Source organism: Pedobacter sp. MC2016-24 (assembly GCF_015223055.1).
GTDB lineage: Bacteria > Bacteroidota > Bacteroidia > Sphingobacteriales > Sphingobacteriaceae > Pedobacter.
Map to the genome: position 1 here is coordinate 341,194 of NZ_JADFBX010000005.1, position 24,821 is coordinate 366,014.

A 24,821-nucleotide genomic window follows, 5' to 3' on the forward strand; every position below is an offset into this window, starting at 1 on the left:
ATCTGATCAAACCTAAGCAAAGCAGGCCACTAACGATTAGATGTTGATGTTTCCAGGAGTTTTGCTCAGATTTCCGGACTATACTTGATGATTTTGAACAAAAAAGCCTGCAGAAGTAATTTCTACAGGCTTATAACCTTTTTTAAAAGTTTGCGGAGAGTGAGAGATTCGAACTCTCGATACCCTTTTGGGGTATACACACTTTCCAGGCGTGCTCCTTCGACCACTCGGACAACTCTCCGTTTTTAGGATTGCAAAAGTAGAAAAATTTTTGAATCCTAAGGAATATTATTCAACAACAGTAATTTTTAACATATTGGTTTTTCCTTTATGTTCCATTGGTATTGCTGCCGTGTTGATAATCACATCTCCTTTTTTAACCATTTTAAGCTTTTTAAGCAGGTTATTTACATCTTGTATGGTTTCGTCAGTACTTTCAAACTTATCGTAATAGAAGCCTTGTACGCCCCATAATAAACTAAGCGTATTGAGTAACGACCTGTTACTGGTAAAAATATACGTTAATGCTTTAGGTCTGTGGCTAGAGATCTCAAACGCCGTGTATCCACTTAATGTCATGGAAACAATACCCACAGCATTGGTCTGTTTAGATAAGAAGCAAGCTGTATCACAAATCGCATCGCTTAAAAAACTATCCGACTTTGGTTTAAGGAACTTCTCCGGGTGAAATGGATAATTATTAGTTTCGATGTTTTGAATAATTTTTTGCATCGTTTCGATTACGATCAAAGGAAATTCTCCTACCGATGTCTCTCCACTTAACATCACAGCATCAGCTCCATCCAACACAGAGTTGGCTACGTCATTCACTTCGGCACGTGTAGGCCTAGGCGTAGTAATCATGCTTTCCAGCATTTGTGTTGCAATAATTACTGGCTTAGATGCAGCACGACACTTTTGAACAATCATTTTTTGCAACAAAGGAACTTCTTCCATTGGCATCTCAACACCAAGATCTCCACGGGCAACCATGATCCCGTCAGAAACTGCGATAATTTCATCAATGTTTGCAATAGCCTCTGGTTTTTCAATCTTAGCAATTACACGAGCTGTTTTACCCCTTTGCTTGATGATTTCTTTCAATTCGATAATGTCCTCAGCATTACGTACAAAAGATAAACCAATCCATTCTACATCGTTTTCGAGAACAAATTCAAGATTTTTACGATCTTCGATTGTAAGCGAAGGAATAGAAACTTTAGTATTTGGCAGGTTTACTCCTTTTCTTGAAGTCAGGATACCACCATGAACAATTTCACAAACCACTTCATCAACAAGGTTGGTTTCCAATACACGCATTTGCAGCTTACCATCATCCAATAGAATAATCTCGCCCGCTTTTACATCCTTAGGAAAAGTATCATAAGTAATGTAGATCCGTTCTTCACTACCGATACACTCTTTAGTGGTGATGACGGTTTTACTACCATTAATCAGGTGAATACCACCATCTTTAACCATCCCAATCCTAATTTTAGGCCCCTGCAAATCTGCGAGAATACCCACATTGTAATTGTATTTTTTGTTGATATCACGGATGGTATCCAGTACTTCCTGGTGGTCAGCCTGGGAACCATGAGAGAAATTTAAACGACAAACATCCAGTCCGGCGTTAAACATGCTATACAAAACTTCAGGTTTAGCTGAGGCAGGGCCTAAGGTAGCTACGATTTTTGTTCTTGAATGAAATGGTTTCATTGAATTCTTTTAATTTATTTGCTCGCCGGCCAAGGTTTTCCAGTGATAAGACCCCATTTAGCCGGTTTGTTTGTTATGTGTCTGGTTATGTAAAATCAAATATAGTGTATTTTATACACCTACAACAATAAATATTTAAACAATCAAATTCTCTTTTGATTTAAGTTTGGCAGGATCAATCTGCGCAGCAACCTGAATATCAGGCAGTTTATTCAAACCAGAAATGATATAATTTAAATCTTCTTTATCGATATATTGATGAATAATCATGAAAAAATCTACCTTGTTCATCTCTGGAATTAAAAAACCTTCGGCATTCCTGTTGTTGAGAATATAGTATTCAATCTCACCTTGTTCCACAAAAAAATAATATTTGGAGAAGGCGAGCGGATCTTCGTCAATGTTGAAGTATACTTCGTGGTCATCTATTTTCACAAAATCGAAATTCAGACGCGTATTAATTTTATGACAAAGCACATAATCCTTTAAAGATGCCGTGATTGCGATGAGCACAAAATCCAGATCTAATGAAAGTTTTAAGTAAGTTTTGTTCAAAACAGAATAATTTAGGGGAATACGAAATTATAAAACTATTTTTACATTGATGTTCAAAATAAAAACATTAAAATTGGGAGAGAAATAAAAACATTTGAAATGTGTCAGAATTTATTTTTCTTTGCACTGAATTATTTAACCATTAAATTATAAACATTATGTCTGATATTGCTTCAAGAGTTAAGGCTATTATCGTTGAAAAATTAGGTGTGGATGAAAACGAAGTTACACCAGAAGCTTCTTTCACTAACGACTTGGGTGCGGATTCTCTAGATACAGTAGAACTTATTATGGAGTTTGAAAAGGAATTCAATGTAGCAATCCCTGATGATCAGGCTGAAACCATTGGTACAGTTGGTCAAGCAATTGCTTACTTAGAGAAAAACGTTAAGTAGAAATACGGTCTCCGTATAATCCGTATAAATGGAATTAAAAAGAGTAGTAGTTACAGGGTTAGGTGCGCTCACTCCAATTGGCAATACCATTCCAGAGTTCTGGGATGGTTTGGTCAATGGGGTGAGTGGCGCTGGCCCTATTACCGGTTTTGACACTTCGAAATTCAAAACTAAGTTTGCTTGTGAACTGAAGAACTTCAATCCGGAAGATCATCTGGATAAAAAAGAAGCACGCAAACTAGATCCATTTGTTCAGTACGCCCTGGTATCAACCGAAGAAGCCGTTAAGGATGGCCAGTTTGATTTTTCACAACTGGATACCAACCGGATCGGTGTAATATGGGGATCTGGAATTGGTGGTTTTAAGACTTTTCAGGATGAAATGAAAGCCTTTTTCTTAGGCGATGGTACTCCGCGTATCAATCCATTCTTCATTCCGAAAGTGATTATAGACATCGTTCCGGGCCATATTTCAATTAAATATGGACTACGAGGTCCTAATTTTGCAACAGTTTCGGCTTGTGCATCTTCTACCAACGCCATGATTGACGCCTATAACTATATTCGATTGAATATGTGTGACGTGATCATCAGTGGTGGTTCTGAAGCCATCATCAACGAAGCCGGAATTGGTGGGTTTAACGCAATGCATGCTCTGTCTACAAGAAATGATGATCCTAAAACTGCTTCGAGGCCTTTTGATAAAGACCGCGACGGCTTTGTAGCTGGTGAAGGCGCTGGAACGATCATTCTGGAAGAACTGGAACATGCTAAAAAGCGTGGTGCCAAAATTTATGCTGAACTTGTTGGCGGCGGAATGAGTGCCGATGCAAATCACATTACAGCTCCACATCCTCAAGGACTTGGCGCAAGAATGGTGATGTCGAATGCTTTGAAAGATGCAGGAATGACAACTGCAGATATTGATTATATCAATGTTCATGGAACATCAACCCCACTGGGCGACATTTCCGAAAGCAGGGCAATTGTGGACTTATTTGGTGAACATGCTTACAAATTAAACATAAGTTCAACCAAATCGATGACAGGTCACTTACTGGGCGCTGCAGGTGCTATAGAAGCGATAGCAGCAATTTTAGCAGTGAAGAATGACATCGTTCCACCAACAATTAACCATTTCAATGACGATCCCGAATGCGATCCTAAACTAAATTTCACATTTAATAAGGCGCAAAAACGCAGCATTCGTGCAGCTCAAAGCAACACATTCGGTTTTGGCGGTCACAATGCGTCGGTCATATTCAAGAAATACGAAGAATAAGCCCGGTTTATAATGGAAGTGTCAACCTTTTGAGGCTTCCCTTTTAATTTTTTAATTATTAATGCCATTATTTGACCTGTATAAACTTTATCTATCTGCAGATAAAGTGTTTATAAAAAAGTTGAGAAACATTTTGGGCTTCGTGCCTGGAAATACCACTTTATATAAAATGGCATTCAGGCACAGGTCTGTGGCAAAAGTTTTAAAAAATGGCAGTAGAAGCAGCAATGAACGCCTCGAATTTTTAGGTGATGCCATACTAGGCTCTGTGATTGCTGAACTTCTTTTTAAGAGCTACCCGTATAAAGAGGAAGGCTTTTTAACGGAAATGCGCTCGAAAATCGTGAACCGAGTAAATTTAAACCAGCTTGCCCGTAAAATGGGCTTTGATCAACTTATTGTTTTTGATCAGAAAGCCGTTAATGTACAAACCAAGCATCATTCCATGCTGGGTGATGCTTTTGAGGCACTGATCGGGGCAATTTATCTGGACAAAGGTTACAATTTTACTAAGGATTTCTTACTCAAAAGGATTGTCAAACCGTATATTGATATCCATACTTTAGAACTTACTGAAACCAATTTCAAAAGTAAATTGATCGAATGGTGCCAACGTCATGGCAAAGATATCATGTTTGATATGATTGAAAATGGCGAGGGTGAAAGCGCTAAACTTTTCACGATTCAAGCAGTTATTGAAGGCGAGCCTTATGGTGTTGGCCGGGATTATAACAAGAAAAATGCAGAAAAACTTGCGGCGGAAAAAGCCTGCGAGGCGCTGTCTATTTAATTCCCTTATTATTTTGGCGACTTATTAAGCGTATCTGTATACTTTTTATAGGAATCCCGAATGTATTTAATGGCGTCATATTCTGCCCAATTCTTTGCATTTTCATATTCAGGACGATAGTCAAGCATAAATTTCTCCAGGCTTGCTCCTTTTAAATCGGTATTTTTCTGAATTAAATATTCGTTAAAAAAACCATCGATCTGCGTCTGTTGCAACTCCGTTTCATAGAAACGACCAAATCTTCGGGCATTTTTTGGTGTTCGTCCGAACAATTCATAAACTGCCGTTAAAGGTTTAAAAAGAAAGGCAAGAAAGGGCGGCTTACCTTGATAAAACGATCCTTTATTCCGGTAATCCCGTTTCAAATCGTTCAGCTCTTGTCTTTTACTCTGTCCTTTAATATTAACCTCTTTAAGCGTTCGCCCCCCATTTAGATAAATGATGATGTCTTTGTCTGACACAACAGCAGTCTCGGCATCAGTGTAGCCAGCCTTGATAACCAGCAGGGTATCGCCAACTTTTGCTTTAATCTGGAACAAGCCGAAATCACTACTTGTCACATTTATACCTGTTTTCTTATTGATGACCTGTGCCCCGGCGATCCGATTGGTGGTTCCCCGCTCAAAAATAGCGCCTCCTAAGGAAAAATCCTGTGCAAATAATGAGGCTACAGGACCGAAGATTAGCAACAAAAAAAGAAAAATATGGTGGGGCTTGAATTTCATAACAATGGAATATCAGGTAAAATTAACCATTGTTTGCCAATTCCCTTAGTTAAAAAAAGTTAAATAGACAGGAAAACGCAATAAATTATATCTTTGCACATGATAAAATCAATGACAGGATATGGCCTGGCCTCTGCAGATCATGAGAATGTAAAATTTGCAGTAGAGATCAAATCCTTAAACAGCAAGTTTTTAGAGCTGAGCATTAAGCTTCCTAAGTCTTTTTCAGATAAGGAGCTCTTTTTACGCAACATTTGTAGTAAAGAGATTGAACGTGGTAAAGTAAACGTTTCGATCAATATTGAACGCGGCGAAGAGGCTTTGAAGGGAGCAACCATCAATGCAGCGCTATTGAGCCGCTATTACAAGCAATTGGAGGAAATCAATGTCAATTTAGGGGCTAACTCAACCAACCTGTTACAAGCAGTTTTAAGTTTTCCAGATGTAATTAGTTATGTAGAAGATGAGGTCAGTGAAAATGATTGGAACATCCTTTATAGTACTTTCAACAAAGCATTGGAGAACTTCAATCAATTCAGAGCTGACGAGGGCAATGTTTTAAAACTTGATCTGGAATTGAGAATCAAGAATATTCTTCAGTTTTTTAGTGAGATTGAAGTCCTTGAACCTCTAAGAATCCCGCAGATCAGGGCGCGGTTGAATCAATTTTTAGAAGATAATGTTGGAAAAATAAGTGTAGACCAGAATCGCCTTGAGCAGGAGTTGATCTATTACATTGATAAATTAGACATTACTGAGGAGAAAATCCGATTGAGAAGTCATTGCAATTATTTCATCGAAACCTTAAAAAGCAAGGATGCAAATGGTAAAAAACTTGGATTTATTTCGCAGGAAATTGGTCGGGAAATCAATACCATGGGCGCAAAAGCGAACGAAGCACAGATACAGCAGCTGGTTGTGGGCATGAAAGAAGAGCTGGAAAAGATTAAAGAACAACTATTAAACGTATTGTAAGCCGGAATGAAACAAGGTAAACTGATCATATTTTCTGCACCATCCGGAGCAGGTAAAACCACCATCGTTAAACACTTACTGAAGAAGTTTCCTTCTTTATGTTTTTCTATTTCGGCAACTACCCGGGAATCAAGAGGAGATGAAGTAAACGAAAAAGACTATTATTTCATTTCCAAAGAAGATTTTTTACATCGTGTTGCAAGACAGGAATTTGTAGAGTTTGAAGAGGTTTACAATGGCACATTTTATGGCACTCTAAGGTCAGAAATAGAGCGGATCTGGAACGATGATAAGCATGTTATTTTTGATATTGATGTAGAAGGCGGTTTACGCCTGAAGCGCAAATATGAACAAGATGCCCTGGCCATATTTGTACAGCCTCCATCCCTTGAAGTACTGAAAGAACGCTTAAGCGGCAGAGGTACGGACAGTCAGGAAAAACTACAGGAGCGGTTTATTAAAGCCGAAAAAGAGCTTGGATATGCCGATAAGTTTGATGTTATACTTAAAAACTTTGACTTGGAAACTGCGTGTGCAGAAGCTGAAAAATTGGTTGGAGACTTTATAAAAAGATGAAAATCGGACTATTCTTTGGATCTTTTAATCCCATCCACATTGGCCACTTAATTATCGCCAATTACATGGCTGGTTTTACCGGACTTAAAGAGGTTTGGCTGGTCGTTTCTCCACACAATCCGTTAAAAAATAAAAATGGCCTTTCTAACATGTACGACAGGTTGGAAATGGCCAGATTGGCAATAGAACAAGCGGAGGGGATAAAGGTAAGCGACATTGAATTTGGTTTACCGCAGCCTTCCTATACCATTGACACGCTAACTTATTTACAGGAAAAGTATCCTGGAAAAGAGTTTGCATTAATTATGGGAGCAGATAACCTTGCCTCTTTTAAAAAGTGGAAAAATTACGAAGTAATTTTGAAAAACTATCATTTGTATGTCTACCCCAGACCCGGGGTAGACCTTACTGAATGGCGTGATCATCCGGCGGTTACCGTAACCGAAACCCCGCAAATGGACATTTCATCTACTTTTATCAGAAAAGCTATTGCAGCAGGAAAAAACGTACAGTATTTTGTTCCCGATAAAGTAATCTCATTTATTGAGAGTAAAAATATGTATCGCTAATTGCCTTTATATAAAAGGAAAATTGTTGGCTTCTTGTGTAGGTCTATCCTTTCTTTGCGCCATAAAGCAATTGGCAGAGTCTTCACATATTCTTCCTCAGCAGTCAGGTTGCTGGCAACACAAAGCTGCGTGTGAGCAGAAGTATTTTTTAAAATATCTTCAAAAAGATGGTTGTTTCTAAAAGGGGTCTCGATAAAAATCTGTGTTTGGCGGTTTTTCTCTGAAATTTGTTCTAATTCCTTGATTCTTTTTGAACGATCGGCCTTATCAATGGGAAGATAACCATGGAAAGTAAAGCTTTGTCCATTGAAACCAGAGGCCATTAAAGCTAATAAGATGGAGCTTGGGCCAACTAATGGCACGACCTTAATCCCCCTTTTGTGTGCTTCTGAGACGATCTCGGCTCCTGGATCTGCGACTCCAGGACAACCTGCTTCACTCATCAGACCCACATCTTTTCCAGTCATCAGTTCCTTAAAATATGGAACCATAGAATTTCCACGTTTATGTTTACCGTAATCATGTACTACAAGTTCACTTTGTGGCGTTTTTATGCCTGCTTCCTTTAAAAATTTCCTGGCAGTTTTTTCATTTTCAACAATATACGTTTGTATGGAATTGATGGTTTCTCCTAAATAAGCTGTAAACGATTTCTGCGCTGCATTTTCTGCCAGGGGAACCGGGATCAGAAATAAAGTGCCTTTTGTGATGGGTGTAGTCATTTTTTAATAAAATTAGCCTTGTTAAAATTCAGCAAGTATAATGAGCGTGGATTAACCTACAAAAGAATAAAAATATTTGCGGTAAAGGGCATCTTTCAAAATATAAATCAAAAACTCCTGACAGAAAAGTTATCTGGAAAATATTTTTACGCCATAAAATACGTAATTTTAATGCTACAGTCTTTAACGAAAAATTGGCTTAGACCACGGATAGACTAATATTATTGCGAAATGAATTCCAATGCCAATGTAATATTTTGCAAGCGTGTTAAACTTTAACCCGGTTTTGGAACTCAAATTGATATCATTAAAACGTTAGGTAAATTAAACACACACAAATGAGAAACATGATCAAATTACCGGCTATCGTGCTGGGGCTACTGCTCCTGCTAACCGGGACAACACAAAAGATTATGGCGCAGGGCGAAGACGTATCGCTTCAATCATTTTATGATGAACTGTCGCCTTATGGCACCTGGATACAGGATCCGCAGTACGGATACGTATGGCGTCCCGACGTAGATCAGGCGGATTTCAGACCGTACTATTCGAATGGCCGCTGGGCAATGACTGAATACGGAAATACCTGGGTTTCCAATTACGACTGGGGCTGGGCTCCATTTCATTATGGAAGATGGGTATATAACACTTACGGTCAGTGGGTCTGGATTCCGGATACAACCTGGGGACCAGCATGGGTAAACTGGAGAAGTGGTGGTGGATATTATGGCTGGGCACCTATGGGACCGGGCATGAACATCAACGTCAATATTAATATTCCTTCGCTATGGTGGGTATTTGTTCCACAGAGAAATATTTATTACGATAATTTCCCACGCTACTATTCGAGGAGGAACAACGTATACATTAATAATACAACAATCATTAACAATACCTATGTAAATAATCGTCATACGTATTACAGCGGACCAAGAGCCGATGACATCAGACGTGCTACCGGAAGAGACGTACGGGTTTACAATGTAAATAACTCTGGCAGGCCAAGCCGAAGCAGCATCAATGGCGATAATTTGAATATCTATACACCTAGGCCAACCCGTGGCAATAACAACACCAACCCGGCACCTAGAGATGCCATCAGGGGTGAAGGTTACGCCAGTCCGAGACCTGATCGTGGAACATCGATGCCCGATCGAGGAAATAATGGAAGTGGAGTTACAAGCGGACGTCCATCGAGAGAAACAAATACAGGAAACACAAACATTCCTTCAAGAAACAACAACGGTGGAAACATGGAGAGGCCTCCAAGACCTACGCAAATGAGTAACGATCCGGACCAAAATCCAGCAAGACCTGGCAGAATTGACCGCGGAAATGTAGGCAGCGGAACCACTCAGCCTGTACGTGAAGCCCGCCCGGAAAGGCAACAGAGACCTGAGCAGGTTCAACCACAGCAACAGGCTCAACCACAACAGCGCCCGCAACGTAGTTATGAGGCTCCAAGGCAACAACAACAGCCACAGCGGCAGGAACAACAACCTCAGCAAAGGCCCCAAAGGCAAGAGCAGCCGCAACGACAGGAACAACCACGTCAGGCACCGGTTCAACAATCCAGACCTGAACGGATACAACAAAGTGCCCCACCTGCTCAAAGAAGTGAAGGTGGATCCAGATCGGAAGGATCCCGGTCATCTGAAGGTGGTGGCAGGCCGACGCGCGGAGGACGTTAAAGATTTATAATTTTCATATAAAAACCGGTCAGATCATTGACCGGTTTTCTTTTATATATTTATAATTATCTTTGCAGCTTCATCAAGCACAGATGCTTAATTCTTTATGATCCATCCAGAAATAGAAAAACGAAAAACATTCGCCATTATAAGTCACCCCGATGCAGGAAAAACAACCTTAACAGAAAAATTTCTTTTGTTTGGCGGGGCAATCAATACCGCCGGAGCTGTAAAGCGAAATAAGGCCAACCAAAGCAATACCTCAGATTTCATGGAAATTGAAAAGCAGCGTGGTATTTCTGTTGCCACCTCAGTTATGGGCTTTGAGTACAGTGGTAAACGCATCAATATCCTGGATACTCCGGGTCACAAAGACTTTGCAGAAGATACCTACCGTACTTTATCTGCAGTAGACAGTGTAATTCTGGTGGTCGACTGTGTAAAAGGTGTAGAAGAGCAGACGGAGAAATTAATGGCGGTGTGCCGCATGCGGAATACCCCTGTAATCATTTTTGTCAATAAAATGGATCGGGAAGGTAAAGATGCTTTTGATTTACTGGATGAAATTGAAAGTAAACTCAGCATCAGCTTATGCCCCCTATCCTGGCCTATCGGACAGGGACATACTTTTAAAGGGGTTTACAGTATATATAACAAACATTTAAATCTTTTTGAACCAGATAAGGCAAAAATCAGCGCCCCGGTTATCGAGGTAAGCGACCTGAATGATGAGAACCTGAACAACTTTTTAAAGCCTAAAGAACTGGACGGCTTAAAAAGCGATCTGGAACTGGTTCATGGCGTATATGGTGACCTGGACAAAAGTATGTACATTGAAGGCTTACTTGCTCCTGTATTTTTTGGAAGTGCCATCAATAATTTTGGAATCAAAGAATTACTGGATACCTTCATTAACATCGCACCTAGTCCAAAGAGTCGCGAGGCGGAAGAGCGCGAAGTATTGGTTGAAGAGAAAAACTTTTCTGGCTTTGTATTTAAAATACATGCCAACCTTGATCCAAAACACCGCGATAGGATTGCTTTTTTAAGGATTTGCTCTGGTAAGTTTGAACGCAACAAATTTTATTACCATACCCGCCAGCGTAAAAAACTAAAGTTCTCAAATCCCATGGATTTCATGGCCAATGAGAAAAGTATCGTGGATGAAGCCTGGCCTGGCGACGTTGTAGGCTTATACGACAGCGGAAATTTCAAAATTGGCGACACCCTTACAGAAGGAGAACAATTGCAATTTAAAGGCATTCCTAGCTTCTCTCCTGAAATATTTAAGGAAGTAGAGAACAGAGATCCACTGAAAACAAAACAACTGGAGAAAGGCATCCAACAGCTTACAGAGGAGGGTGTAGCACAGCTGTTCACTGCTCAGCCTGGTAACCGCAAAATCATTGGTGCCGTTGGAGAGCTACAATTCGAAGTAATTGCTTTCCGCTTAGAACACGAATATGGCGCCAAAGCACATTTCAGAACCCTATCTTATGGCAGATCGAACTGGGTGACCTCAAAGGATAAAAAGAAACTGGAAGAATTTCTAAAACGTAAGCAACAACATATTGGTGAAGATAAAGATGGCAACCCGGTATTCCTTGCAGACAATGATTTCATGATCAATATGACCATGCGCGATTATCCGGATATTGAATTCCATAAGACTTCAGAATTTAAATAAATGCATAAAAAACCGCCGGCTATTTGTATGACCGGCGGTTTTTTTATGATAAGTAAATTGACTATTTCAATTTACTTAGCGCCAGTTTAATTCTGGGCATCATATCAACAATATCCTGTAAGGCGCAAGCTCCTACAGATGCGCGGAACCAAGGCATGCTATCTTCATTACCAAAAGCAGAGAATGGCACCAAAGCCGCCTGAGCTTCTTTAATCAAATAAAAATTCACATCAGCACTGTCTTTTAAAACCTGACCCTCAGGTGTGGTTTTACCAATGTAATCAATCTTAATGGTTAAGTAAATGGCACCCATAGGCTCTACAGCTTCAACTTGAAAACCTTCTGACTTTAAATCATTAAAACCTTTATACAAAGCATCCAGACTATCCTGAATCTTTTGTTTAAAGCTATTTAGAAAATCGTCTACCTGAGTTTTATCCTTAAAATATTCCGCCATGGCAACCTGCTCAGCTTTAGGTGCCCAAGCCCCCATGTGCCCAACGAGGGCCTTCATTTTATTAATGATATCGGCCGGTCCAAAACCCCAGCCAACACGTACACCTGTTGCAGCAAGGCATTTTGAACTGCCATCAATAAATATCGTATAATCACGCATTTCCGGGCGTAAGCTTACCGGATTTACGTGTTCCTTACCAAAAGTCAGTAAAGCATACATTTGATCATACATCAGGTACAAAGGCTTCTCGCCGGCTGCCCTGCTTTTATTTTCTTCCAGAACAGCATCACAAATTTCTTCCAGCTGAGTTTTACCAAACATTGTCCCGGTAGGATTCAATGGGGAACACAAAGCCAATAAAGTCGCTCCTTTAAAATGCGGTTTTAATTGCGCTGCAGTTGGCATAAAGTGATTGGCTTCATCCGTTTCCACAGCAACAGCCTTAGCTGATGTCAAATGGCAGTAATGATTGTTATTCCATGATGGCGCAGGAAAAATGACCGTATCACCTGGATCAATCAGCGCCAGATACGTTGCATAGATCAAGGGTCTGGACCCGCCAGAAATTAAAATACTATCGGTCGCGTAATCCAGATCGAAACGGTCTTTCAGCAAGTCTGAAACTGTTTCTCTCAAAGCCAATACGCCATCTGCAGGTGGATAATTGGTCTGATTGTTATGATAAGCTTCAACAATACCTTGTTTTAACGCTGAGGGTATTGGATAGATTGAAGAATCGAAGTCACCAATCGTTAAATTGGCAATTTTCGCTCCTTTACGCTTCATTTCATTGACTTCATTGCCAATTTTAATGATCTCCGAACCAATAAGTGAGCCAGCTAGTACCGATACATTCATTTCTTTTTTTATGATTATGATTAAATATTTAGGCCAGCAGTTCAGCTATAGCCTGGTTAGTTCTCTCAAATTTAAACTGAGCAAGCACTTCTTCCATCATCGATGTAATCTCTTCATTGCAAAGATTTCCGATACTACCTTCATGAGTATGGCTTACTTTCATTTCTGGAGAGAAAGTTCCATTTTCAATGGTTTCACCGACAATCTTATAAGCTTCCCTAAAAGGAGTTCCTTTCAAAGCCAGTTCATTCACCACTTCGACACTAAACAGGTAAGCATATTTCTTATCGGTCAGGATATCGTCTTTAATACTGATGTTTTGCAGCATAAAAGTGGTCATTTCCAGACATTCGTTTAAAGAAGTAATTGCCGGAAACAGGTTTTCTTTGAGCAATTGTAAATCGCGGTGATAGCCAGAAGGCAAATTGGTGGTCATCATGGCAATTTCATTCGGCAATGCCTGTATTTTATTGCAGCGTGAGCGGATCAGTTCAAATACGTCAGGATTCTTTTTATGTGGCATAATGCTCGATCCAGTAGTCAGTTCGTCAGGAAAACTGATAAAGCCAAAGTTCTGATTGATAAACAAACACACATCCATAGCCATTTTTGCTAAAGAAGCCGCTATAGATGACATAGCCTGAGCCAGAATGCGTTCTGTTTTACCACGTCCCATTTGCGCATAAACTACGTTGTAATTCAAGCTTTCAAAGCCAAGCAGCTGAGTAGTCATGGTTCTGTTTAAAGGAAATGACGAACCATATCCGGCTGCAGAACCCAATGGGTTTTTATTGCAAACCTTCCATGCGGCAAGCATCATTTCCATATCGTCCACCAAACTCTCGGCATAGGCACCAAACCACAAGCCAAATGAAGACGGCATCGCAATCTGTAAATGCGTATAACCTGGTAACAATTTTTCTTTATGTGTATTGCTTAACTCAACAAGCTGTGAAAATAATACAGACGTATTACCAACCATTTCGGCTATGCAACTTCTAAAATAAAGCTTCAAATCGACCAGAACCTGGTCATTTCGTGAGCGTCCGCTATGTATTTTCTTTCCGGCTTCGCCGATACGTTGCGTCAACAACCATTCCACCTGAGAATGAACGTCTTCTACAGTATTTTCTATTACAAATTTGCCTTCAGCAATTTCCTTATAGATATTTTTAAGTTCCTTTTGAATCTGTTCCAGTTCATCGGCACTTAACAGTCCGATACTTTCCAGCATTTCCACATGGGCCAGTGATCCTAAAACATCAAAAGCAGCCATCTGCAAATCGAGTTCCCGGTCTTTACCTACCGTAAAAGTTTCAATATCCTTATTTACATCAATATTTTTTTGCCAGATCTTCATTTATTCATCAATTTTGCAGCTCCGGTTTTAGAAGCCAAGCAGGTTACAAAAATACAATTATCGGCCAGAATGTCTAATCCCCGTTAATTACCGGTTTTAACATTTCGATATAGAGCTTTATTCCCTCTTCTATCTCGTTAATATAGACATATTCATCGGCCATGTGTGATCTTGCAGAATCACCAGGGCCAACCTTAAGGGATGGAATACTTAACAAGGCCTGATCAGAGGTTGTTGGAGAGCCGTAGGTTGTTCTTCCCAATGCAATCCCCGATTGTACAAGCGGGTGCTGTTTATCAATAGAAGATGGTTTCAAACGCACAGAACGCGGTTTAACCTCAGCATCTACATTTGTCCGAATAATTTTCAGCACTTCTTCATTGGTATAAGCATCTGTTACACGTACATCAACGGTAAAGGTACAGGTAGCAGGAACCACATTGTGCTGAGAGCCCGCATTGATAATGGTTACTGACATTTTCAATGGCCCAAAAACCTCCGAGATCTTAGAGAACCGGTAATTACGGAACCATTCAATGTCTTTAAGTGCTTTATAAATCGCATTATCACCTTCCTCACGTGCAGCATGACCAGCTTTGCCAGTCGAGGTGCAGTCCAAAACCAATAATCCCCGTTCTGCAATGGCCAATTGCATTTGTGTAGGCTCACCTACGATAGCAAACTCAAGTTGCCCTAAATCCGGGAGTACACACTCCAAACCGTTGTTTCCAGAAATCTCCTCCTCCGCTGTGGTGGCCAGACAGATGTTATAACTCAGGTCTGTCTGCTCATTATAATATAAAAACGTTGCTATGAGCGATACCAAACATCCTCCGGCATCATTACTACCCAATCCATACAATTTGCCTTCTTCTACAGCAGCATCGTAAGGATCACGTGTATAACCTGTATTGGGCTTTACGGTATCGTGATGGGAATTTAAAAGCAAGGTAGGTTTTGCAGCATCAAAATGCTGATTATATGCCCAAACATTATTCAGTTTACGTTTGGTTTTAATGTTGCGTTGCTGCAAAAAACGTTCTATTACATCCGCGGTTTTATCTTCTTCTTTACTGAAAGACTGAATTTTGATCAATTCTTTCAGTAATGCTATACTGTCTTCTTGCAGTTGCTCTATCATGTGCTTATTATTCTTTTGTATATAAAGCTCCTGCTTTAAGGGCAGAAAGCTTGATTCCTTTGATGAGTGAAGAACTGAAGCCATTATGTTCCATTTCATTCAATCCGGCAATGGTACATCCTTTTGGCGATGTCACTTTATCTATTTCCTGTTCCGGATGCGATTGCATCAACAACAACAGATCAGCAGCCCCTTTTGCAGTTTGCACAGCCATTTTAAGTGCTTCATCAGCATGAAAACCAATTTCTACGCCACCTTGTGAGGCAGCTCTGATTCCACGCAGAAAAAAAGCAATGCCACAGGCACATAGAGCTGTTGCAGCCGTCATCAGATCTTCATTAATCTTAACCACAGCACCAACCGTTTCAAACATACGCGTTACCTCCGCTACATTTTCTTCACTGGCGTTATCGGTTGCCACACAAGTCATAGACTGGCCGATGGCAATTGCAGTATTGGGCATTGCCCGAATCACTTGCACATTTTCGCCCAACTTATTCCTGATGTCCTTGCAGTTTACCCCCGAAGCAACGGATATGAAAACCTGTTTTTTAGCATCAACTACCGACTCAATTTCTGCCAAAAGGTGATTTAGCTGTTGTGGCAATACGGCTAAAACAACAATATCAGCAGTAGAAACCACCGTAGCATTATCCTTACTGATTACAAACCCTTGTTCAGCCAGCGTGCTCAAATGGGAAATATTTCTTCTGGTCAGGCTGATCTGACCGGGGCTAGCATAATTTGCCTTAACCAATCCTTTCGCTAAAGAGATACCGATGTTTCCACTTCCCAATATGGCAATACTGCCTGTAAACTTGTTCATAATTATTTGATTAATCTGGTTCCAAAATTATTTCCATTAATTTGAGGCAATTCGTCTGCTTTGCCTATATATACTGCTGTAACTCCACTTTTTATGGCTTCAAAAGCATTGTGCAGTTTTGGAATCATGCCTCCCGAAACCACGCCTTCCTGCTTTAATGTTTCAAATTGACCCATGGGAATTTCAGGCACCAGGGAGTTATCATCATCAATATTGCGCATCACGCCACGCTTTTCAAAGCAATAGATTAAAGTTGTGTCGTATAAGCCTGACATTGCGACTGCGACCGCTGAAGCGATGGTATCTGCATTGGTATTGAGTAATTGCGAATCGCCATCATGTGTAATTGCACACAACACAGGAACTAAGCCTGCCTTTAACAGGCTGTCTAGTGTCCCGGCAGCTACCGAAGCGGCATCCAGATCCCCGACATAACCGTAGTCAATATCTTTTACCGGCCGTTTTACCGCTTTAATGATATTGCCATCGGCACCGGTCAGGCCGATCGCATTACATCCCTTCGCTTGTAACTGGGCAACCATATTTTTATTGATCAGTCCGGCATACACCATGGTCACAATGCGCAACGTCTCGATATCTGTGATTCGTCTGCCTTCTACCATTTTAGATTCAACACCTAAAGAAACACCCAGTTCAGTGGCAATTTTACCTCCGCCATGGATTAAAATTTTATCTCCCGGCAAGGCCTTAAAATCAAGTAAAAACTGATGTAGCTTTTCAGAATTATCGATTACATTCCCTCCGATTTTGATGACGCTTAGTTTCTTCATTTGTTTATTACTTTATTGATAATGTCTTAACTACGCCTGATTAAATTAAGCCTTCCAGCATTTGTTTCAGTACAGCCTGAGCTGCCCATAAACGATTTCCGGCCTCATGAATCACCAGTGAATTGGGGCCGTCCAGAATTTCAGAAGACAACTCCAAATCTCTTCTAACAGGCAGACAGTGCATTACTTTTGCATCATTTGTACCAATTAGTTTCTCATTATTGAGCATCCAGCCTTCAGGATAGGTCAACACTTTTCCATACTCCTGATAGCTCGACCAGTTTTTTACATAAATATAATCAGCTCCGCTTAAGGCCTGATTCAATTCATGTGTAATCGTTGCCCCAGGTGTGAAGTCAGGGTTCAACTCATACCCTTTGGGTTGAGCAATGGTGAAATCAAGCAATCCGTCCTGTTGTGCTTTACACATCCACTCTGCAAATGAATTTGGAACAGCCTGTGGCAAAGCTTTGATGTGTGGTGCCCAGGCCAATACTACCTTTGGCTTTCCTGTACCTTTCCAGGTTTCCTGAATGGTCACCAAATCGGCTAAACTTTGGAGCGGATGACGTGTTGCACTCTCCAGGCTCACTACCGGTACACCACAATATTTGATAAACTTATTAAAAAAGTCTTCATTGTAATCCTCATCTCTATTCAAGAGTTTAGGAAAAGAGCGCAAACCCAGGATATCGCAATACTGCCCCATTACTGCAGCAGCTTCACGGATGTGCTCTACAGTAGATCCGTTCATCACCACACCATCCTGTGTTTCAAGTGCCCATCCTTCTTTATCCATATTCATGACCATCACATTCATTCCCAGGTTAAGCGCAGCTTTCTGCGTGCTTAAACGGGTACGCAGACTTGGGTTTAAAAAAACAAGCCCCAGGGTCTTGTTTTTTCCCAAATGCTGATTAACGTATGGATTTTCCTTTAATGCCAAGGCGTCTTTAACCAATTGGCTGATGTTCTGCACATCATTTACTGAAGTGAATTGATTCATCCTTTTAAAGCAATTTTGAATTTATTTAAGAATTGATCAGCTTGATCTTTAGTTAAATTCAGAGCAGGCAAAAGTCTGATGACATTGGGTTTTGCCTCTCCGGTAAATATGTGGTGTTTAAAAAGCAAGTCTTTCTTCACGCCGGATAAGTGTTCAGGAAGATCTATTCCGATCATCAAACCTCTTCCGCGCACTTCTTTGATTGCTTCTATTTTCTGTAATTCCGAGATCAGATAACTACCAACTTCTTCAGCATTTTGAAGCAGGTTGTCTTGTTCAATAATTTCTAATACGGCTAAAGCAGCAGCACAAGCCAGGTGATTGCCACCAAAAGTGGTACCCAACATACCATGCCAAGGTTTAAACTTAGGTGCGATGGCAATCCCGGCGACAGGAAAACCGTTACCCATACCTTTAGCCATGGTATACACGTCTGCATCTACGCCAGCATAATCGTGCGAATAGAACTTGCCCGTTCTTCCGTAACCACATTGTACACTATCAGCAATATATACAGCATTGTATTGATCACAAAGGCTACGGATTAGCTTTAAAAAACTAACCGATGCTTCTTTAATACCGCCAACACCTTGAATGCCCTCTATAATTACTGCAGTAATCTCATTACCATAAGCTTCAAAAGCAGCAGCTAAAGCAGCCTCATCATTATGAGGCAAAAATAACACATTATCTGTTTCATTAACCGGGGCAATGATTTTTGGATTGTCGGTAGCCGAAACAGCCAGAGATGTTCTGCCATGAAAGGCGCCTTTAAAGGCAATGATCTTTTTTCTTCCATTGTAGAAAGAAGCCAACTTTAAGGCATTTTCGTTAGCTTCCGCACCAGAATTGCATAAAAACAATTGATAATCTGCTTTTCCTGAAACCTCGCCCAGTTTTTTAGCCAGTTCAACCTGCAATGGAATTTTAACAGAATTGGAGTAAAAACCAACTCTGTTGAGTTGATCTGTCACACGTTTTACATAGTGTGGGTGCGTATGACCTATGGAGATCACTGCGTGACCACCATATAAGTCCAGGTATTCTTGCCCTTCGGCATCCCATACGGTACTGCCTTGTGCTTTTGTAATTTCTATATCGTTGAGTGGATAGACATCAAATAAATTCATTTTTCTAGATTTTAAAGGTTAAAGATAAAGCTGGAACTACTCTCCAGCAGGGCGGATCAATGCGCACCGGGTTTAATTAAAACGCCGATGCTTTAAGCCGCAGTCCTGTACCCTCTTCCAATCCGAAGATCAAATTCATATTCTGTACCGCTTGTCCACTGGCTCCTTTTAACAGATTGTCTATAATACTGACAATAAATAGCTTATTGCCATGTTTTTCTACATGTACCAAGCCCTTGTTGGTATTTACAACCTGTTTAAGGTCTATATTGGCTTTACTTACATGCGTAAACACATGTCCGGCGTAGTAATTTTCATATAATACGATGGCTTCAGCTTCGCTCAGGTCACTTTCCAGATAAACTGCAGCCAATATTCCCCTGGTAAAATCACCACGTTGCGGAATAAAGTTAATGGTCTGATCAAAACCTGCATCCAATTTCACCAAACTTTCTCCGATTTCATTCAAATGCTGATGTTCAAAAGCCTTATAGACAGAAAGGTTATTGTTACGCCAGCTGAAGTGGGAAGTTTTAGCCAAACTTTGTCCGGCGCCAGTAGAGCCCGTTGTTGCATTGATATGAACCTCACTATTCAACAAGCCTTTTGCTGCCAGTGGCAATAGCGCCAACTGGATACAAGTAGCAAAACAACCTGGATTGGCAATATAATCTGCTTTAATAATTTGTTCACGGTTCAATTCCGGCAGACCATATACCCAGTCTGTACCGGCATTCGCTTTCAACCTGAAATCCTGACTCAAATCAATGATCTTAATGCCCCTGGCGATTTCATTTGCATCCAGAAATTTTCTGGCATCACCATGACCTACACATAAAAAAAGTACATCAATTTCCTGTGATAGCTGCGCTGTAAAACGCAATTCAGTATCGCCTAAAAGATCGGTATGCACATCTGAGATGAGGTTGCCGGCATTGCTATTGCTGTGTACAAATACAATCTCAACAGCGGGGTGATTGATCAGTAAACGAAGCATCTCGCCGCCTGTATATCCGGCACCGCCAACTATACCTGCTTTAATCTTCATTGCCGTTCACTTTATGCCAGATCATCACCTGATTACCAAAAATCTTAGAGAAACCCTTAACATCTTCACCACTCCAGGCATTGTTCATTTCACCGTAGCTACCAAACTTATTGCTCATCAAATCATGCTCAGACGCTATACCGATGATATTGAAGCGATACGGTAACAGCTCTACAAATACTTTTCCACTCACAACCTTTTGGGTATCTGTCAAAAAAGCTTCGATGTTACGCATAATCGGGTCATGGAACTGACCTTCATGCAACCAGTTCCCATAGAAAGAAGACAATTGCTCTTTCCATGACAATTGCCATTTGGTGAGGGTGTGTTTCTCTAAAGTATGGTGCGCCTTAATGATCACAATTGGTGCTGCAGCTTCGAAACCTACACGACCTTTAATGCCGATAATGGTATCACCAACATGAATATCTCTGCCAATACCGTATGGTTGTGCTATGGCTTGCAATTTTTGTATCGCCCTAACTGGCTCAAAGGTTTCGCCATCAATAGCTACCAATTCTCCTTTTTCAAAAGTTAAAGCCAGTTTACGCGGCGCGGTTTCTGACACCTGTGTTGGCCAGGCCTCTTCAGGAAGGGTTTCATTAGATGTCAAAGTCTCTTTACCACCAACAGATGTTCCCCATAAACCTTTATTAATCGAGTATCTTGCTTTTTCAGCACTATATTCTACACCGTGTTCATTTAAATATTCTATTTCTGCTTCACGGGATAATTTCAAATCTCTGATTGGAGTTATGATTTCTACATTCGGAATGATGATGTTAAAAATCATATCAAAACGCACCTGGTCATTTCCAGCTCCAGTACTACCGTGAGCTACATAATCAGCACCAATTTTCTTTACATAATTGGCAATTGCTGTAGCCTGGCTCACACGCTCGGCACTTACAGAGAGTGGATAAGTCGCATTTTTCAATACGTTCCCGTAAATCAAATATTTAATACAGCTGTTGTAATAATTTTCAGTTTCGTCAACTACCGCATGTGAGGCAACGCCCAAAGCATAAGCACGTTTTTCAATTTCCTGCAGTTCTTCATCAGAAAAACCACCGGTGTTTACAATTACTGAGTGCACTTCCAAACCACGGTCCTGCGCCAGGTAGATACAACAAAACGAGGTATCCAAACCTCCGCTAAAAGCTAAAACTACTTTCTTCTTCATCTTAATATAACAGCTATTTAAATAAAACGGTAAACATTAACAACAGGGACTTCAATCCCCCTTTATTTTGAGGTTTGGCCTTCAAAACCAATCGTTGCTTAATGCGCATGAAACGCTCGTAAAGCTTTGGTTTTTTATTAAGTTCCTCGGCAAATTTCTTAGCTACATCATGTTTTTGCTCAACCGGATCGTACAACATTGCTGTACACATGCAGTTTTTACGTTCTTTCATGGTTAAGATCTCGAAATTCACACAACTCTGGCAGCCCTTCCAAAATTCCTCGTCCTGGGTCAGCTCAGAATAGGTAACAGGCTCATAGCCCAAGTCAGAATTGATCTTCATCACAGCCAAACCGGTAGTCAGTCCAAAAATCTTAGCCTTAGGATACTTCTGTCTGGACAGGTCAAAAATTTTCTCTTTGATGGCATGCGCCAATCCTGCTTTTCTAAATTTGGGGCTTACAATCAAACCTGAATTGGCTACAAATTGTCCGTGCGACCAGGTTTCGATATAACAAAACCCGGCCCATGTGCCGTCCTTATGGAATGCAATCACTGATTTCCCATCGGAAATTTTACCAGCAACGTATTCCGGAGAACGTTTAGCGATACCTGTACCTCGGGCTTTTGCGGATTCAGCCATTTCTTCACAGATCTCTTCTGCAAAAACACGATGTTCAGGAAGTGCAACCTGCACTATAAAATCGTTTATATTCATTAATAGGTTAACGAAAAAAAATAAATGTTCTGATTAATTGTTTTTTGAGAGGCAATCCTCTGTGAAATGCACTGATTTCGAGCATGGTAATCAAATGCGCGGCGTATAGTTTTGCCGGTTCGTGGTCACAGAAAATATGGGTCGCAAACGCTCAATAAACAAATTCCTGGAAGCAATGTTCTTTGCTTCTACGATGGAAAGTTTATGTGTAATGTGCTTGATCATTTTCTGTCTAAAATATTTCTTTGAATAAGTTGAGGCGCAAAGGTTTAAATAAATATTGAGTTACGCAATACGTTTTTTATTTTTTTACATTTTTCAGTTGATTTAAATGCCTTTCTACATCATCCTTAACATTTTAATAATTCTCCCTTTACAATCGTGACGATTCCATTTGCAACATAAACAACTTGAAGCTATAATTGTTATCTAATAAATTCATATCCATGTCTATATTATTTTCCAAACTGAACATTAAAAACGTCATCTTAAAAAACCGGATCGTAGTCTCCCCCATGTGTCAGTATTCCTCAGATGATGGCTTTGCAAACGATTGGCACCTGGTTCACCTTGGAAGCCGGGCGATTGGCGGCGCCGCGCTAATTTTTACCGAAGCAACGGCCATATCACCGGAAGGAAGAATCTCTCCTGATGACCTGGGCATCTGGACCGACGACCATATACAAATGCTCAAACGCATTACCGACTTTATTCATCAGCGTGATGCTGTATCAGGCATCCAACTCGCCCATGCAGGACGAAAAGCCAGTACACAAGCACCCTGGAAAGGCGGAAAACAAATTAATGAAAAAGATGGAGGCTGGAAAACAGTAGCACCTAGTGAAATTGCTTTTCACGAGACCGATGAAAAACCCCGCGCTTTAAGTGGCGAAGAAATTCAAAAAGTGAAATCAGACTTTAAAGCAGCCGCCAAAAGAGCACTCATAGCGGGATTCCAGGTCATTGAGCTTCATGCTGCACATGGCTACCTGTTACACCAGTTTCTTTCCCCATTGAGCAATCATCGTACAGACGAATATGGCGGTAGCTTCGAAAACAGAATTCGCCTGTTACTCGAAATCATTGAAGCTGTACAGGAAGTATGGCCAGCAGAAAACCCTTTATTTGTCCGCATATCGGCAACCGATTGGGCTGAAGATGGGTGGTCGCCAGAAGAATCAGTTCTACTATCCGGTATCCTAAAAACCAAGGGCATAGATCTCGTTGACTGCTCTTCCGGAGGATTGGCAGCACATCAGCAGATTCCGGTAGGACCAGGCTACCAGGTACCTTTTGCCGAAGCCATCAAACAGCAAACCGGTGTATTAACGGGGGCAGTCGGACTAATTACAGAAGCCTCACAAGCAGAAGAAATATTACAAAAAGATCAGGCCGACCTGATTTTCATGGCTCGCGAGCTGCTTAGAGATCCGTATTTCGCTTTACATGCGGCCTCCACGTTAGGAGAAGAACAACAATGGCCAGCACAATATGACCGGGCTAAACCCAGAAAAAGCGACTAGTGCCGGACTGTAGTAAAAGTTCATTTTTCATTTAAATGGAATAGATTAAACCAATTTCCCTTAATTTCGTTTAATATTAAAACACCATACTATGTTCGATAAATTAATGGCGGCACAACAAAAGGCCGATGAAATAAAAAGACGTTTAGATACCGTTTCTGTTTTTGGCGAAGTAGAAGGCGGGGCTATCCGGATTACTGCTACTGCAAATAAAGCCATTACCGCTGTAGAAATTGAAGAAGAATTTTACAAACAAGCCGACAAGGAAGAACTTGAAGAACTCTTGCTTACCGCAATTAACAAAGCTTTAACCCAGGCTGAGCAAGTTAGTGCACATGAAATGCAGGCGGCAACAAAAGACATGCTAGGTGGTCTTGGCGGCATGTTTGGTCAATAATTAAAATCTCATCATTATGAAATATACATATTACGGTCAGTCTTGCTTCCTTCTTGAAGCTGAGGGCAAAAAGTTTTTGTTTGATCCATTCATCACGCACAATCCTTTAGCCAAGCACATTGACATTAAAAGCATACAGGCCGATTACATCCTCGTAAGCCATGGACATGGAGATCATGTGGCTGATCTGGTAGAACTGGCCAATCAGACCAATGCACAAGTTATTGCCATGGTAGAAGTAGCCGGCTGGATAAAAAAGCAAGGTGTAAAAAATGTAGTTGATGTCAACTTTGGCAAAAGCACTTTCGATTTTGGTAGCTTAAGGACGGTTTGGGCTGTTCACAGTAGCAGTAATCCTGACGGAAGCTACGGTGGCAACCCTGCAGGTTTTGTATTGGAACTTGGTGGCAAAACAATCTATTTCGCCGGGGATACGGCATTGACACTGGAAATGAAGCTTCTGGCTGATTTGTACAACCTGGACTATGCCATACTGCCAATCGGAGGCCATTATACGATGGATGTTGACGATGCGATCATTGCGACCAAGTACCTGGATTGCGAGAAAGTGATTGGTGTACATTACAATACCTTCCCTCCGATTAAAATTGACACGGAAGAGGCTACAGCAAAATTCAAAAGAGAAAACAAGATATTGTTACTGCCAGCCATTGGGGAAACAATAGAACTTTAATTA

General features: G+C 40.8%; 25 protein-coding genes and 1 tRNA gene. 11 read left to right on the forward strand and 15 right to left on the reverse strand.

The window, feature by feature from the left end:
- Positions 1 to 153 precede the first annotated feature (153 nt).
- The 3 genes from IM797_RS14680 to IM797_RS14690 all read right to left on the reverse strand — a co-directional run bounded on the left by IM797_RS14680 (position 154) and on the right by IM797_RS14690 (position 2,274).
- A tRNA-Ser gene (locus IM797_RS14680) sits at positions 154 to 241 on the reverse strand.
- Between the two features lie 47 nt (positions 242 to 288).
- Positions 289 to 1,719 (reverse strand): pyruvate kinase, encoded by a 1,431-nt coding sequence (pyk, locus tag IM797_RS14685; protein ID WP_194127894.1) that lies wholly within the window; start codon positions 1,717 to 1,719, stop codon positions 289 to 291.
- Positions 1,720 to 1,854: 135 nt separating this feature from the next.
- The gene (locus IM797_RS14690) at positions 1,855 to 2,274 is read right to left on the reverse strand and encodes an IPExxxVDY family protein (protein WP_194127895.1); all 420 of its coding nucleotides are present in this window, start codon (positions 2,272 to 2,274) and stop codon (positions 1,855 to 1,857) included.
- Positions 2,275 to 2,432: 158 nt separating this feature from the next.
- Between IM797_RS14690 and IM797_RS14695 the strand changes: the two genes are divergently transcribed.
- The 3 genes from IM797_RS14695 (at position 2,433) to rnc (ending at position 4,741) form a co-directional block, all read left to right on the forward strand.
- The gene (locus IM797_RS14695; protein ID WP_008241990.1) at positions 2,433 to 2,669 is read left to right on the forward strand and encodes an acyl carrier protein; all 237 of its coding nucleotides are present in this window, start codon (positions 2,433 to 2,435) and stop codon (positions 2,667 to 2,669) included.
- Between the two features lie 28 nt (positions 2,670 to 2,697).
- Positions 2,698 to 3,951, forward strand: coding sequence for a beta-ketoacyl-ACP synthase II (gene fabF / locus IM797_RS14700; protein WP_194127896.1), 1,254 nt, complete (start codon positions 2,698 to 2,700; stop codon positions 3,949 to 3,951).
- Positions 3,952 to 4,012: 61 nt separating this feature from the next.
- Positions 4,013 to 4,741 carry a ribonuclease III gene (gene rnc, locus IM797_RS14705; RefSeq protein ID WP_194127897.1) on the forward strand — a complete coding sequence of 243 codons (729 nt, stop codon included), beginning with the start codon at positions 4,013 to 4,015 and terminating at the stop codon, positions 4,739 to 4,741.
- Positions 4,742 to 4,749: 8 nt separating this feature from the next.
- Here rnc and IM797_RS14710 read toward each other — a convergent pair whose 3' ends face one another.
- Complete coding sequence (locus IM797_RS14710) at positions 4,750 to 5,466, reverse strand: hypothetical protein (RefSeq protein WP_194127898.1); 717 nt, start codon at positions 5,464 to 5,466, stop codon at positions 4,750 to 4,752.
- A 111-nt stretch (positions 5,467 to 5,577) separates the two neighbouring features.
- Between IM797_RS14710 and IM797_RS14715 the strand changes: the two genes are divergently transcribed.
- From IM797_RS14715 to nadD, 3 genes are read left to right on the forward strand one after another with little or no spacing between them, the layout of a single operon-like run.
- Positions 5,578 to 6,441 (forward strand): YicC/YloC family endoribonuclease, encoded by an 864-nt coding sequence (locus IM797_RS14715; protein ID WP_194128048.1) that lies wholly within the window; start codon positions 5,578 to 5,580, stop codon positions 6,439 to 6,441.
- 6 nt (positions 6,442 to 6,447) lie between these two features.
- Positions 6,448 to 7,017 (forward strand): guanylate kinase, encoded by a 570-nt coding sequence (gene gmk, locus IM797_RS14720; RefSeq protein WP_194127899.1) that lies wholly within the window; start codon positions 6,448 to 6,450, stop codon positions 7,015 to 7,017.
- Positions 7,014 to 7,586, forward strand: coding sequence for a nicotinate (nicotinamide) nucleotide adenylyltransferase (gene nadD / locus IM797_RS14725; protein ID WP_194127900.1), 573 nt, complete (start codon positions 7,014 to 7,016; stop codon positions 7,584 to 7,586). The genes gmk and nadD overlap by 4 nt, the downstream gene beginning before the upstream one ends.
- On the opposite strand, the gene IM797_RS14730 is transcribed toward nadD, so the two are convergent.
- Positions 7,583 to 8,296 (reverse strand): SAM-dependent methyltransferase, encoded by a 714-nt coding sequence (locus IM797_RS14730; protein WP_194128049.1) that lies wholly within the window; start codon positions 8,294 to 8,296, stop codon positions 7,583 to 7,585. The two genes, nadD and IM797_RS14730, sit on opposite strands and share 4 nt — an antisense overlap.
- A gap of 350 nt (positions 8,297 to 8,646) precedes the next feature.
- On the opposite strand from IM797_RS14730, the gene IM797_RS14735 reads away from it, so the two are divergent.
- Positions 8,647 to 9,999: a DUF6600 domain-containing protein gene (locus IM797_RS14735; RefSeq protein WP_194127901.1), complete on the forward strand. Its 1,353-nt coding sequence runs from the start codon at positions 8,647 to 8,649 to the stop codon at positions 9,997 to 9,999.
- A 106-nt stretch (positions 10,000 to 10,105) separates the two neighbouring features.
- Complete coding sequence (locus IM797_RS14740; protein ID WP_194127902.1) at positions 10,106 to 11,686, forward strand: peptide chain release factor 3; 1,581 nt, start codon at positions 10,106 to 10,108, stop codon at positions 11,684 to 11,686.
- A 61-nt stretch (positions 11,687 to 11,747) separates the two neighbouring features.
- Here the strand turns inward: IM797_RS14740 and IM797_RS14745 are convergent, their stop codons facing one another.
- The 10 genes from IM797_RS14745 to IM797_RS14790 form a co-directional block, all read right to left on the reverse strand.
- Positions 11,748 to 13,001, reverse strand: coding sequence for a pyridoxal phosphate-dependent aminotransferase (locus tag IM797_RS14745; protein WP_194127903.1), 1,254 nt, complete (start codon positions 12,999 to 13,001; stop codon positions 11,748 to 11,750).
- 28 nt (positions 13,002 to 13,029) lie between these two features.
- A complete protein-coding gene (gene argH / locus IM797_RS14750; protein ID WP_194127904.1) occupies positions 13,030 to 14,361 on the reverse strand; it encodes an argininosuccinate lyase in 1,332 nt (443 codons plus the stop codon).
- A gap of 73 nt (positions 14,362 to 14,434) precedes the next feature.
- Positions 14,435 to 15,502 carry a M20 family metallo-hydrolase gene (locus IM797_RS14755; RefSeq protein ID WP_194127905.1) on the reverse strand — a complete coding sequence of 356 codons (1,068 nt, stop codon included), beginning with the start codon at positions 15,500 to 15,502 and terminating at the stop codon, positions 14,435 to 14,437.
- 7 nt (positions 15,503 to 15,509) lie between these two features.
- Entirely contained in the window at positions 15,510 to 16,328 is an 819-nt protein-coding gene (proC, locus tag IM797_RS14760) for a pyrroline-5-carboxylate reductase (RefSeq protein WP_194127906.1), read from the reverse strand.
- 2 nt (positions 16,329 to 16,330) lie between these two features.
- A complete protein-coding gene (gene argB, locus IM797_RS14765; protein ID WP_194127907.1) occupies positions 16,331 to 17,119 on the reverse strand; it encodes an acetylglutamate kinase in 789 nt (262 codons plus the stop codon).
- 40 nt (positions 17,120 to 17,159) lie between these two features.
- Complete coding sequence (locus tag IM797_RS14770) at positions 17,160 to 18,125, reverse strand: acetylornithine carbamoyltransferase (protein ID WP_194127908.1); 966 nt, start codon at positions 18,123 to 18,125, stop codon at positions 17,160 to 17,162.
- Positions 18,122 to 19,255, reverse strand: a complete 1,134-nt coding sequence (locus IM797_RS14775) for an aspartate aminotransferase family protein (protein ID WP_194127909.1) — start codon at positions 19,253 to 19,255, stop codon at positions 18,122 to 18,124. Before IM797_RS14775 ends, IM797_RS14770 begins: the two co-directional genes overlap by 4 nt.
- A 76-nt stretch (positions 19,256 to 19,331) precedes the next feature.
- Positions 19,332 to 20,303 carry an N-acetyl-gamma-glutamyl-phosphate reductase gene (gene argC, locus IM797_RS14780; RefSeq protein WP_194127910.1) on the reverse strand — a complete coding sequence of 324 codons (972 nt, stop codon included), beginning with the start codon at positions 20,301 to 20,303 and terminating at the stop codon, positions 19,332 to 19,334.
- Positions 20,293 to 21,486, reverse strand: a complete 1,194-nt coding sequence (gene argG / locus IM797_RS14785; protein WP_194127911.1) for an argininosuccinate synthase — start codon at positions 21,484 to 21,486, stop codon at positions 20,293 to 20,295. Before argG ends, argC begins: the two co-directional genes overlap by 11 nt.
- A gap of 13 nt (positions 21,487 to 21,499) precedes the next feature.
- Positions 21,500 to 22,204 carry a GNAT family N-acetyltransferase gene (locus IM797_RS14790; RefSeq protein ID WP_194127912.1) on the reverse strand — a complete coding sequence of 235 codons (705 nt, stop codon included), beginning with the start codon at positions 22,202 to 22,204 and terminating at the stop codon, positions 21,500 to 21,502.
- 446 nt (positions 22,205 to 22,650) lie between these two features.
- Here IM797_RS14790 and namA point away from each other — a divergent pair, with 446 nt between their 5' ends.
- The 3 genes from namA (at position 22,651) to IM797_RS14805 (ending at position 24,818) form a co-directional block, all read left to right on the forward strand.
- Positions 22,651 to 23,727 (forward strand): NADPH dehydrogenase NamA, encoded by a 1,077-nt coding sequence (gene namA / locus IM797_RS14795; RefSeq protein WP_194127913.1) that lies wholly within the window; start codon positions 22,651 to 22,653, stop codon positions 23,725 to 23,727.
- Between the two features lie 91 nt (positions 23,728 to 23,818).
- Complete coding sequence (locus IM797_RS14800) at positions 23,819 to 24,124, forward strand: YbaB/EbfC family nucleoid-associated protein (RefSeq protein ID WP_194127914.1); 306 nt, start codon at positions 23,819 to 23,821, stop codon at positions 24,122 to 24,124.
- 16 nt (positions 24,125 to 24,140) lie between these two features.
- Complete coding sequence (locus IM797_RS14805) at positions 24,141 to 24,818, forward strand: metal-dependent hydrolase (RefSeq protein ID WP_194127915.1); 678 nt, start codon at positions 24,141 to 24,143, stop codon at positions 24,816 to 24,818.
- Positions 24,819 to 24,821 lie beyond the last annotated feature (3 nt).